Source organism: Paenibacillus sp. R-74696 (assembly GCF_055814915.1).
Genome location: NZ_JBPULM010000046.1, coordinates 538063 through 549805, shown reverse-complemented (window position 1 = coordinate 549805; position 11743 = coordinate 538063). Strand labels below are relative to the sequence as shown.

17 protein-coding genes are annotated in these 11743 nt (G+C 38.0%); 13 read left to right on the top strand and 4 right to left on the bottom strand.

Annotated elements, in window-relative coordinates; all coding sequences use genetic code 11:
* Positions 1-21: 21 nt before the first annotated feature.
* The 3 genes from ACSR9A_RS26945 to ACSR9A_RS26935 are packed head-to-tail and all read right to left on the bottom strand — an operon-like array spanning position 22 to position 1764.
* Positions 22-588, bottom strand: a complete 567-nt coding sequence (locus ACSR9A_RS26945; protein WP_473761122.1) for a class I SAM-dependent methyltransferase — start codon at positions 586-588, stop codon at positions 22-24.
* Positions 589-645: 57 nt separating this feature from the next.
* Positions 646-1212, bottom strand: a complete 567-nt coding sequence (locus tag ACSR9A_RS26940; protein WP_473761119.1) for a class I SAM-dependent methyltransferase — start codon at positions 1210-1212, stop codon at positions 646-648.
* A gap of 48 nt (positions 1213-1260) precedes the next feature.
* The gene (locus ACSR9A_RS26935) at positions 1261-1764 is read right to left on the bottom strand and encodes a DedA family protein (protein ID WP_473761116.1); all 504 of its coding nucleotides are present in this window, start codon (positions 1762-1764) and stop codon (positions 1261-1263) included.
* A 278-nt stretch (positions 1765-2042) separates the two neighbouring features.
* On the opposite strand from ACSR9A_RS26935, the gene ACSR9A_RS26930 reads away from it, so the two are divergent.
* From ACSR9A_RS26930 to ACSR9A_RS26910, 5 genes are all read left to right on the top strand, one after another.
* On the top strand, positions 2043-2696 hold the full coding sequence (locus ACSR9A_RS26930; RefSeq protein ID WP_473761113.1) for a DUF4279 domain-containing protein: 654 nt from the start codon (positions 2043-2045) through the stop codon (positions 2694-2696).
* Positions 2697-2788: 92 nt separating this feature from the next.
* Complete coding sequence (locus ACSR9A_RS26925; protein ID WP_473761111.1) at positions 2789-2989, top strand: hypothetical protein; 201 nt, start codon at positions 2789-2791, stop codon at positions 2987-2989.
* Between the two features lie 150 nt (positions 2990-3139).
* Positions 3140-3682: a hypothetical protein gene (locus ACSR9A_RS26920; RefSeq protein ID WP_473761109.1), complete on the top strand. Its 543-nt coding sequence runs from the start codon at positions 3140-3142 to the stop codon at positions 3680-3682.
* A 46-nt stretch (positions 3683-3728) separates the two neighbouring features.
* Complete coding sequence (locus ACSR9A_RS26915) at positions 3729-3968, top strand: hypothetical protein (protein WP_473761106.1); 240 nt, start codon at positions 3729-3731, stop codon at positions 3966-3968.
* A gap of 154 nt (positions 3969-4122) precedes the next feature.
* On the top strand, positions 4123-4803 hold the full coding sequence (locus tag ACSR9A_RS26910; RefSeq protein WP_473761104.1) for a class I SAM-dependent methyltransferase: 681 nt from the start codon (positions 4123-4125) through the stop codon (positions 4801-4803).
* Positions 4804-4920: 117 nt separating this feature from the next.
* Here ACSR9A_RS26910 and ACSR9A_RS26905 read toward each other — a convergent pair whose 3' ends face one another.
* Entirely contained in the window at positions 4921-5694 is a 774-nt protein-coding gene (locus ACSR9A_RS26905; RefSeq protein ID WP_473761102.1) for an SDR family NAD(P)-dependent oxidoreductase, read from the bottom strand.
* A gap of 125 nt (positions 5695-5819) precedes the next feature.
* On the opposite strand from ACSR9A_RS26905, the gene ACSR9A_RS26900 reads away from it, so the two are divergent.
* The 8 genes from ACSR9A_RS26900 to ACSR9A_RS26865 all read left to right on the top strand — a co-directional run bounded on the left by ACSR9A_RS26900 (position 5820) and on the right by ACSR9A_RS26865 (position 11712).
* Complete coding sequence (locus tag ACSR9A_RS26900) at positions 5820-6653, top strand: helix-turn-helix transcriptional regulator (RefSeq protein ID WP_473761100.1); 834 nt, start codon at positions 5820-5822, stop codon at positions 6651-6653.
* 453 nt (positions 6654-7106) lie between these two features.
* Entirely contained in the window at positions 7107-7460 is a 354-nt protein-coding gene (locus ACSR9A_RS26895) for a pentapeptide repeat-containing protein (RefSeq protein ID WP_473761098.1), read from the top strand.
* 18 nt (positions 7461-7478) lie between these two features.
* Positions 7479-7883 carry a hypothetical protein gene (locus ACSR9A_RS26890; protein WP_473761097.1) on the top strand — a complete coding sequence of 135 codons (405 nt, stop codon included), beginning with the start codon at positions 7479-7481 and terminating at the stop codon, positions 7881-7883.
* 96 nt (positions 7884-7979) lie between these two features.
* Complete coding sequence (locus ACSR9A_RS26885; protein WP_473761095.1) at positions 7980-8552, top strand: hypothetical protein; 573 nt, start codon at positions 7980-7982, stop codon at positions 8550-8552.
* A 67-nt stretch (positions 8553-8619) separates the two neighbouring features.
* Entirely contained in the window at positions 8620-9126 is a 507-nt protein-coding gene (locus ACSR9A_RS26880; RefSeq protein ID WP_473761092.1) for a hypothetical protein, read from the top strand.
* Between the two features lie 22 nt (positions 9127-9148).
* Entirely contained in the window at positions 9149-9514 is a 366-nt protein-coding gene (locus ACSR9A_RS26875; RefSeq protein ID WP_473761090.1) for a hypothetical protein, read from the top strand.
* A gap of 217 nt (positions 9515-9731) precedes the next feature.
* The gene (locus ACSR9A_RS26870; RefSeq protein ID WP_473761087.1) at positions 9732-10322 is read left to right on the top strand and encodes a hypothetical protein; all 591 of its coding nucleotides are present in this window, start codon (positions 9732-9734) and stop codon (positions 10320-10322) included.
* Positions 10323-10845: 523 nt separating this feature from the next.
* A complete protein-coding gene (locus ACSR9A_RS26865; RefSeq protein ID WP_473761268.1) occupies positions 10846-11712 on the top strand; it encodes a helix-turn-helix domain-containing protein in 867 nt (288 codons plus the stop codon).
* Positions 11713-11743: the final 31 nt, after the last annotated feature.

The window sequence follows — 11743 nt, the reverse complement described above, 5'->3', positions numbered from 1 at the left end:
GGCATGATGCTCCTTCTTTAGTTATGGCGTTTCTTTCCTGCGACACGTATATACAAAAGCTGGAGGGAAATTGAATGGCACAAACTCGATTTTTTCAATAATAAATTTATCGGATAAATGCTTTTTCATTTGAAGGGAATACTGATAAGCAACAAAGATTCCTCCGGGCTTAAGTGAGTTCATGATCTGATAAAGCAGTCTTTCTCGCATTTCATTGGTAAAATTGAAAAAGGGCAATCCGCTAATAATACAATCCAACTGCCCGATTTCCTCTTGTTTTATTTTCTTAAGCAAATAACAAGCGTTCGAATGGCCTACGAAATTGGGGTACTCTTTTTTTAGTTTATTTCTCATTTTCCTATCTCTTTCAAACAATAATACTTTAGTAGATTCCATTAGCTGCGTCTTCATGAAGCGTGTAACCGCACCTGTTCCTGACCCTAACTCAGCGACTGCCTGTACCTCATTCCAAGGTATGGACTGGATCAGCTTGGCTGCTAGAAATCGCGAACTGGGCAGAACACTTCCTACTCGATTTGGATTTTTGAGAAAACCTTGCAAGAAAAGCAGACATTCTTTAATGCTCAACGGATTTACCTCCTTATCAATGATTTTATCCAAGAAGAATGGGAGTGTTTATTTTAATTAAAGGGTGTCCCTCTTGCGGCATGTGTATACAAAAGCTGGAGGGAAATTAAATGGCACCCATTCGATTTTTTCAATGATAAATTTCTTGGAAAATTGTTTTTTCATTTGAAGGGAATATTGAAAGGCGATAAAGGTTCCGCCTGGTTTGAGTGCTTGGGTAGTCTGATCAAGCAGCGTTTCTCGCAGCTCGCTCGAAAAGTTAAAAAAGGGCAAACCGCTAATAATACAGTCCAGCTGCTCAATGCCTTCTTGCTTCATCCTTTCCACTAAGTAACAGGCGTTTGGATGACTGTTAAAATCCGGATATTCCGATTGTAAATTGCTCCTCATCCTATCATCCATTTCAAACAGCAGCACTTTAGCAGAGCCGGATAACCGTTTCTTGATAAAGCGAGTGATGGCACCTGTACCCGATCCAAGCTCAGCGACTGTCTTGACACCGTTCAATGGCATAGAGCTAACCATCTTTATTGCCAGAAATCGAGAGCTGGGCATAACACTTCCAACTCTTTTCGGGCTTTGAATAAAGCGCTGCAGAAAAAGTAGACATTCCTTGATGTTCAATGATTGTTCCCCCAATATTTCATTTTCTTGATGACGTGCTGAAGCAAATTAGAAGCTGAATATACGAAGCGAGTCTAGCAGATGAGTGCCAAAGTATTGGCCGACCGTAAAAAATGTGAGGGTCCAAAATAAAACGCTGAGATAGGAAAGCAGGGCAAACTTTTTGAATTTCACACCGCTTAGCCCGATGAATAGGGGAAGAATATACCGCACGACTGGAATGAATACGCCAATACACATGGCCCAATCTCCCCGTTGCTTCAAAATCTCTTCCGCCCTCTGAAAATGTCGCTTATGCTGAAATCTGTTTATTAATTTCTCACCAAAAATTCGGCCTGCACAATAAGAGAGCGTAATAGCTGTTAAAAGACCGCTTAAAATGCAGATATAGGTTATCCACGGATCTAAAGCGTCGGTGCTGCTCAAAATGCCGCCTGTGAGTATCGTTATTTCATTCGGGACAGGAATGCCAAATGGGCCTAAAGAGAAGGCTAAATAAAAAATCAGATAGCCGTGCTGCTCGAACAGTTGCGAGATTGTGTTGCTAAACATGATTGGCCTCCTCGTTTTATTTTGTTAGGAAAATAATAACGAAAACATCTAAGGAATTTACGGGTATATTTCTAAAGAAAATCTAAAGAATTGAAGGGGGAAATAAGGAGGACAAACTTTGAAGAGCTTTGCTCAAAGCAGTTGGACAGTCTCTTTGATATGTTGTAAATTTCTAAATTTGGTATACTGAAAATACTTGGAATAATATTCATTTATAATCTGGAAGCATAATAGGTATATAAATAATCTGGAGGTCAATATTTTATGGAGGTTCGAAGATGATTGAGGTGATTAAGAAAGTTGTACTTAAGGAAATAGAAGAACAATCCTTCGAGCTAACGAAACAATTTTTATCCGTACATAAGTTGGTTTATGAGAATGGCAAACCTAAAATAGCAGATGTCATAATGAATGATGGAGAACAATCCGCTGAGGTTTATTTTTCTGTTGTCGATGAAGAATATTATTTCGTAGTATATTTAAATACTTCACCTGAAGTAAAGGTTAGATTTATGGGAATGAGTGCGGGGAATCGTGTATATTTATCCGTTTCATCTAATGTAACTAATTTAGAGAAACTACTTGAGGGAGTTCATTTGGTGCCTTTAAAAACATGGCAGAAAGGAACTCCAATTTCAAAAATAATTGCGAATAGGTTCTATGAAGATAGCGGGTTTACTTTTCAATTAGAAGATAAGAAAACGGGGGAAGTTGAAGAGAAATTAGCAAATTTAATAAAAAAATTAGAAACATCGAATTTGATTCAAATGATTAAATCAGATGATATTCATAAAGAAATTCGGGTTGTTTACTACGGCTACAAAGAACAGATGTGGGGAATTAATCTAAAACCAATAATCATTGAGAAACTATCAAAGCTAAATGCTTCATTAGATATAGATTTATATGCAGGCGGACCAGATTTGGAGTAATTCATAAGAAATGGATGCCAACGATACCAAACGTTATCAAGAAATATTGCGAGGAGTTAAAGATAAACTGTGCGAATGCTAATTCAAGGATGTTGTCTATTGTTGCTTATTTCATTAAACCATCAGAATCGGATGAAGAGCTTTTATTTAAAGCTGATTTTAGTGGCCTAGATGGGACTGCCCAAAAATATTTTGAAAAACAGAGTGAAAATGACAACGCAGAAATGGAACGATTAAAGGATATGTATGATGACAGTTTGAAAGATGTTTTAAAGGATTTAAATTTAAAGTAGTCGGGGAAGGTGATTCAGTTTGAAAACCCTTCAGGGCTAAGAAATACAAAACCGTTATCATAAATGGCCGAAATACAAAAAGACTGGGTGAGCTATTTTGAATATTTATATTGAAGAAAAGCATATGCCTTGACCTATATTTTAAAGAGGATGGAAGTAAATATGAAAATCTGTTCAACTTGTCAAAGTGTTAATGTCAAACAAACAAGCTCTATTCTGACTAGACTCTTATTATCCACTTACATGTTCTTAGCTTATTATTTTTTTACAGGTGATATAGGTTATGGGGCGTTGTTTATGCTGGTGCCTCTTTTTATTCCTTATACGTATATTTGCACAAACTGTGAAACCTCATTTTTCAGATTACCCAAAGTCAATAATTATAAGAACTTTGGGGTGAGAAGTAAACTTGATAAATACTTTGTAGCACTAGTACCTTCAATACTTACAATTACTTCTCTAATAGTTAACTTCCCAAATACAGGTTTAGGCCGAATTGTGTATTTACCGAGTATTTTTTTCATAAACAGCTTGATAATTATTTTTGGTTTATTTATATATAGCAAGCTAAATAAAACTTTTAAAATTATTTTATTGTGGTTAATAATTTTAATAGCAACAGTAATACTATCTGTACTGTCTTACCCTCAAGAATCTGGAGATGGAATATTGGAAAAATTTTTTACTAAATAAAAACCAATTCACACCATAATGATCAGTTATTTTAGAGAGGAATTATATGAAAAAATTCCGTGGTATAAGACGGCATTATCGAAAAATAGAAAAACTGATTTTTAGCCAACAATTTCATTTTGATGATGAATCGTGGTATAACCACTGGCATATGCACCTTGACTGGAAAGGAATAACGGATGAAAGTATTGGTCATAGAAGAAGTCATTTTCAATATTACCTAAATATCTTAGATCGAATTGAAGAGCAATCAAACGGAAGTAGAAATGATTTTCAAACTATGTAATAGGAAGAACGAAGCATGAAGCTTCTTATTGTTTTTATATTTATAAAATAGGAATTGGAATTTCATTGAAGTAACTCAGGAAGCGAATTCTGGCGATTAACCCTGCAAGGCTAAATCCTCGTATGGTGGTGATAACATTCAAGGAGGTAAAACGATGGGGACCGAATGGTATGACATGATTGCTAGAAGAAATGGCGGTTATAAAAATAATGCGGTATTTACCATTGAAGGAGTTTCAGCGGAGCAGATATTTGAAGCGAGACTCGTGGACATGCTGCCAAATTTTAATTCAGTCCTAGATGCGGGATGCGGACATGGGGATTTTACACTTAAGATGGCGAGGCATGCTAAATCAATCGTTGGATTTGATAACTCCATTGAAATGGTAAAGATTGCTGATTCAATTTTAGAAGAAAGTAAAGTGAAAAATGTAAGGTATGTATACGCTACGACCAAGACCGACTTGCCTTTTAAGGATGAACAATTCGATTTCATTTATGACAGAAGAGGAGCAACTTCTATATTAAATCATAGTAGAATCCTTTGTTCTGGAGGCACGATTTTCGGAATTCACTCGGGAGCATTAGACACAGTTAAAAATAGATTAAACAGTAATGGATTTATAAACATTGAAATTGAAGAATTTAATAGCACGATTATCTTTTTCCCTAATGAGATTGAATTTGCTAAGTTTATTTCAGTAATACCCGGCAATCCCGATTATACAAAGCCTGAATTACAGAAGGAATTAGAATGGATGATTCAACAGAATAGGATTAACGGAAAACTTGGATTGAGAGATTATAAATACATATGGAAAGCAAACAAGCCTTGATGTTGTAAGTAACACTTGAAAAAGATGGCGACATCCAGTGTCAGCAGCGCTACAAGGATCAGATTCGCTTTTAGGGCGAGTGTGGCATTTGCCTCACTCGCCCTAAATAGGCCTCTTTTATGCGCTTAACCCGCCGTCTACGGGCAAGATGACCCCAGTAATGAAGGAAGCGTAATCACTAAGCAACCAGGCTGCTGCCTGAGCGATCTCGATTGGTTCTGCTGGACGCCGGAGAGGTGTCTTCGCACTGATTTGCTCGATAATTTCAGGGTTGATGGCGACCCATTGTTGAATCATATCTGTCATCGTTGTCCCGGGAGCAATCGCATTGATACGGATGCCAGCCGGTCCATACTCGATAGCAGCTGTTTGTGTAAGACTGTTAATTGCTCGCTTGGAAGCGCCGTACGCTCCTAAGCCCGGATTACCCTTTAGACTGCCGACACTGCTGGTATTGACAATAGCGCCTGATCCCGAGGTCTCCAGCATAGCCTTGATTTGGGCTTTCATAGATAACCAGACACCTTTATAGTTTACCGACTGGATGAGGTCAAAATCTTCTTCCTTCTCCTCGATTAATGAAGACACGGTGACTCCTATGCCTGCGTTGTTGAACGCAGCATCAAGGCGTCCATAACGTTCCACTACGCCCTCGACGGCTTCTTTGACGCTTCTTGCGTCTGACAGATCGGCTGTGAAATATGCTGCATTTCCACCGAAAGCCGTGATTTCATCTCTGACTTTGCGCAGCTCGGATTCTGTCCTTGCGACAAGCATCACTGATGCGCCTTGTTGTGCAAACAGCTTTCCTGCCGAGGCCCCGATTCCCCTTCCGGCTCCTGTAACCATTATTACTTTGTTCATTAACAATTGTCCTAAACTGTTTGTCATATTCATTCTCCTTGCCTTAGTCGTATTGATATCATCAACCGCCTTGAGTATACTTTAACTATTCAATCGGGACGATATCCTGCTTAAGGGTAGGCTTGCGAGTGATAGGATAAGGGGGACTTTAATTGAACGATAGTGAGCGTCGGTTAGCCCTTGGTAATTTTCTACGAAATCTAAGGTCCTCTCTTTCTCCCTACGATGTCGGGCTATCGTCCGGCAATCGCCGCCGACGGACAACCGGCCTGCGGCGTGAAGAAGTCGCAGAGATCGCCAACATCGGCCCTTCTTGGTACACACGGCTTGAGCAAGGACGCGATATCCGTCCATCGGTCAGTGTGCTGGAAAGCTTGGCTTCGGCGCTCAAGCTAACGCCCAATGAACGACGGCATCTCTCCATGCTCGCCGGAGAGTCGCTGCCTCCCCAATCAACAGCTGTGCAAGAAAAGATCAGCCCCTCCATCCAGAACATGCTGGATGAATTACATCCGAACCCAGCCTACGTGGTCGGGAGAAACTGGGATTTTCTGGCCTGGAATCAAGCGGCGGACGCCGTATTTACGATTTCCGTACCGTCACCGCCACATGAATACAATTTGATATGGCGTCAATTCACTGACCCGATATGGAGAACAGGGTCGGAGGATTGGGAAGCCGTCTCGCAAAGAATCGTTGCCGAGTTCCGGACATCACGAGCCCGTTATCTGACTGATGTTTCATTCGGCAGGCTCATCGACGATCTGAAAAGCGTGAGTACCGATTTTGCGAGAATGTGGCAGCACCATGAAGCGCCCAGTTCCCTAGATGGCTATAAGAAGCTTAATCACCCCGCTCTTGGAGAGCTGGAGTTTGAGCATATTACCCTGCAGTTCCCCAATGAACCGGATCAACGAATCATGGTCTATATGCCTCTTACAGCTACAAAGAACCTTTTGACTGATTATGTAAAGACGTTAACTTAGTTATGAATTTCTTTATTTTATGTATTGTAATGGTTAAAGTTTTTTTGAAAAGCGAGTCAAGAAAGTAGCTGACGTTTTGAGCTGCTTTCTATTTTATGTCTTTAGAGCTATCTTACTCTCTAAATGCTACAAAACATCTGTAGTCCGCCACCTGAATTGAATAATCAATCGTCTTATGGTTTGCAGTACCGAATTTGACCTCCAAAATGAAACGGATAGTAGAGGGTCTTTTTGGACTTCTTCCTTCTATCCATTATTTTGAGAGGATAATGCATATGAAGCCCATTCTATTCCGAGACTCTGAACATGAAGCCTTCTGGCATGGAGGTTGGATCAGCTAGGCATTCTTGAAAATTTATTGGACGTCGTGAATACAAGAATGTTGTGTGAGATAGGGCTGAAACTGATTAAAAAGTATCAATGAATATACCCCAAAAGGCGTTGACTGTTTAAATGGAACTGACTATCGATCAATTTAAAGAATTACTTGAAGCCGATCAAAAGACTTTTTCAGGGATAGAGGTAGAAGAAGGCAGTCTTCAAAACTATAATCTGAGTGGATGCACATTCATAGAATGTATATTTGCCCTTGATTTTTCAACAGCATATTTAAAAAACAGCAAATTTATAAATTCGAATCTGAAGACCTGTAATTTTACGGAAGCGGATTTGACAGAATCGGAATGGATAGGAAATATGTTATGTTCGGCTGTGTTTAATGGGGCAAAGAGAGATAACATGCATTTCGTTGGAAATTACTATCATTCCATAATTCTTGAAATAAAAGATTTAGAAAAAATGATATAGGCTAAATTCGAGGTGGTTATGATGGACAGAGAGGATATTTTATTAGAACGCTTTGGGTTAGAACCAGAGCTAAAATATTTACAAGAAATTAGGTCGTTGCTAATCGAAGAAACGAATGCTTCCAATACAGAAGAACATGAGTATTTAAAAACGCTCTGTATCTTGCTATTTACCTTTGGATATCCCGAGGACACTCTCCTTATCTGGAATGCTAAGATGAAAGATTTTGATGCAGGCTGCTATATTGATGGAGAATTGCTAATGGGCGCAGGACTTCATGAGACTATTCATTTTTTTAAAAAATTAAATACGACAATAGCTAAAGAGATATTGGAATACATAGAGCCATATAAAACAAATGATGATTACATGACTAGAGAAAAGGTGATTGATTTTTACAATAAGTATTACAGGTTAACATAAAAGAAAGATGTGTAAGTTGGTGAATCTTAGTAGTGGGTAACATTAAACTGTTTAACAAAGTGATGCCAAAATATATAACCTATTGAGGAGCACGGTATGGAATTTTTTAATAGACCCCCACAAGAGATAAGAACTAAATTTGAAGTGGATTTGTTATATAAAGCACAATCAATGAAACCAACTAAGCCACCTCACCCTTGGGAAACGGAAGTTATCATTCCCGCAGCCGGCTGTATCGCTTGTGGATGGAATATGGATGAAGACCTTGTTCTAATTAGCAGCTCAGGCTATAGCCTTATTCAAGCTAGAACTGGGGTTTTAATACTTAGAGATAGGGATTCTGATTTAACTTACGAAAGAATGAGTAATAACGATTTAACTTTTCAATTGCCATTAAGTAATGAGTATATAAGTATCTTTGGTTTTGCATCAGGGGATGGGATTCATACAACAAACGATGGCTGTATTGTTGATGTTATTTACCCTTGGTGGCCAAGAGCATCTGTAATCATAGATAATGCTTTTAAAGCAGCTTATACATACCTAAACGATGCTACTATGCTTGATATAAACCGATTAGATGGAAACATTAAATGTGGATTTTCACCATCGGGCAAAAAACTAGTCGTTATGGGCTCAGGCGGAGCAGTGATTTATTCAAGAGAGTGATGCCTTATAGTAAACTTGAAAATAGCATCAAACGTAAGAAGAACTTCTATAGAATATGGAGAAAAGCATGAAGACTATAAGGCAAATATGTGGATACCATTATATTGGATTAGTTATCGGATACCTTAGTAAACAAGACATCATAAAATGGGTAGATACTGTGATTGCGGATATGGAAGATTTCCCGTATGAATTAATTGACGTCTCATTATCCAATAATAAGTCGCTTAAAGAAACCATTTCCATGCTGAAAAAAGCCTGTTGTGAGAATACAATTATTGAACCGCTATATAAAATAATAGGTGAATTAGTAACTGAACTTGAAGAGCGGCGGATAACAAACGATGATTTTTTTAGATATATTATTAGTATCCTTGATCATGGAAGTGCTTTATTAATGGATGATAAGTTATCGAACACACTGGATCGATTGGTTGACGGATATTACATGGCGACACAAGGAATCTATGGAGATATAGAAACTGTTCGAGAAGAAGCAATAGATGAATTAAAACCGTTTAAAAACGATATGAACATTTTTGATGAAGTAGATTTAGCAGATAACCCTGCATAAGAACTTAAGAAAGGAATTTAATATGGCCATTAATCATGTCATTTTAGAATTGTATTGTGGATTTGATAAAGAAAAGAACGGAAAGACTCCTCTATATTGCAAATATGGATCGTATCATCCTGGTTACCATTGCTTAGAAAACCTTTGTGAATCTTTATTTTATACAAAGGCTCCAAGTGAAATTGCCTACTCTGATAGTGAAGGCGAGTCAGAATTTGAAAAGAATGCTTGGATTGGTTTTGGTGGTGATATGAATCCGGAATCATTTGATGATGAAAATAACTATGAAAGCTTAAAAAATATATGGGAAGAAATATGTAAGAGAAAAATTCAAGAATCATATAACGAGTATATGAAAATAACTGAAGGAATGCGCAATAATAAATAATTATTCTGGGAAAAGCAAGAATCATTTAAAAGATCAATTCAAGTTATAGGCATTCGCTCTTGATCTTGTCAAAGTTGAAAGCATGAGAGTTTAATCAACGAGGCAACCACTACCAGCCTAAGCACAGTCACCCGTCACCTAGTGGTTACTTAATTCGGGATCATGCATATATAACATTAGGCAAATTAACCGAAATATGAAGAGCGGAGGACGCCATGTGCATTTCACATATGACTTAGAAAGTGTTGGATGGGCTAAAGCTAGTCTTGAAATAAATGGGGTAGAGACGTTTTTTAATCCGAGTTATTTGACTGAGCCACTAGTAGATTTGATTCAATCACTAATGATTTTGCTTCCAGAATTTACACCACTAGATGAAGTAGTGGAATCATCAACTTTTGAATGGAATGAAGAACCTTCTATTGTTGAATGGACACTGGAAAAACTTAATACAACTCAAATGCGAATTACTATTAAACAATATAAGGACGGAATCAAGGAACTAAATGGGCAAGAACTGTATGAACAGGTTTTAAGCGGAATTTGTGACATTAGAGAGTTTATTATCCATCTAGTTTCTAGCCTAGATATGATTATCTCAAAGTATGGTCTGGTTGGGTATAGAGAGAACTGGAGCCGTGGAGATTTTCCAATAGGTCGGTACTTGAAGCTAAAGCATTATTCTTTACATGGAACACCATTGAATGTTGATGTCCTTAATGAGGATGAATGGAATGAATATAGCAAGACAAGCTTAAAATATGAATTGAAAATACTATCAGATCTATTAAAGGACCTAAAGGCATGAATAATCTAAAACTTATAAAGCCTCATATTGAAATGTAGGATCTGAAAAAACAATCATTAATAATGGAGGAATACCAGACACAGATTTCATTGAGGAGGATGGGAATATAATTAAAAGGTATGGGATAAAGAATAACTACGTTCATATTTAAATTTAGACGGAACAATTAGCGTATCATTGGACCCTTTCTTTATAGACCGCATGATCAGCCTCCAGGCTGTACATGCGGTCTTCTTTTTATTTATGAAGCTAAGTCTGCATCTAAGAATTGGGACTAGCGTAACGTTCAATCCTAGGAAACCGCGCTGCCGACTTCACTATTTAACCAGTGTCTGGAAGGCCCACGGAGATTTATGATCTTGTGAGATCAGTTATTATCATTTTCAACAATTTTGATCAACAACACAGCAATATAGTCCTGATTTTATTTGAATTACTATGTTACAATTCATTATAAAGCGCTATCATTTTTAATTGTTGATCAATATTGCTTATCTCATTCATAGAAGGGAGATCGTTATTGGTGCTATCCATCCACACCCCAACGAATGTTGCTCTGGAGGAAAATGAAGTTTATGTGCGCTCAGAAGCGGATAATTTTCAGGATGAATGGCCTATTCATACTCATGACGGTTATGAAATTCATTATTTTATACAGGGGGATGCCACATTCTTAATCGGTGATCGCATTTACAAGCCTTCGCCCGGTGACATGTTTGTATTTAGGGGGGCGGTGCCGCACCGGATTAATCCTTCAAGAGAAGTCGTATACAAACGAAGCTTCGTCAATTTTACAGAAGTATTGCTTTTGGACATGCTAAGTATCAGCCAACTCGACAATCTGATGACTATCTTTCGTCATCCTAATGGGTTGTTGGTGCATTGGTCCTTGGAGGAGCGTGAACAAATAAAAGGCATATTCAAAGGAATTAAGGAGGAGATGGAAGCCAATAATACAGGGTATAAAATGATGGTCAAGATGAGTCTGACTCAATTGCTGCTGCGCATCTACCGGAAAATGAAAATGGAGCAGTCTGAAAATGAGCTTTCATCTCCTTCCCAGAAGCAAACAAGTGTAAGCCGTGTTCTTAACTATTTGAACCAAAATTACACGGAGAATGTTTCTTTGGATGACCTGTCCAAGATGCTCCATTTGAATAAGTATTACATTTGTCATTCCTTTAAAGAGACAACGGGCTATACCATAAGCAATTACGTAATAAGAAAACGGGTGGCTGAAGCCAAAAAGCTGCTGTTGTCTACGAATGAGCCGATTTTGTCCATATCAGAAACACTGGGCTTCAACACACCTGAATATTTTAGTAGAGCTTTTAAACAATATGTAGGTGCATCGCCACAGCAATTCCGTAAAAATAAAGTGCTTAGCTAAGCGAAACCATTACACCATTTAAAGGAGATGT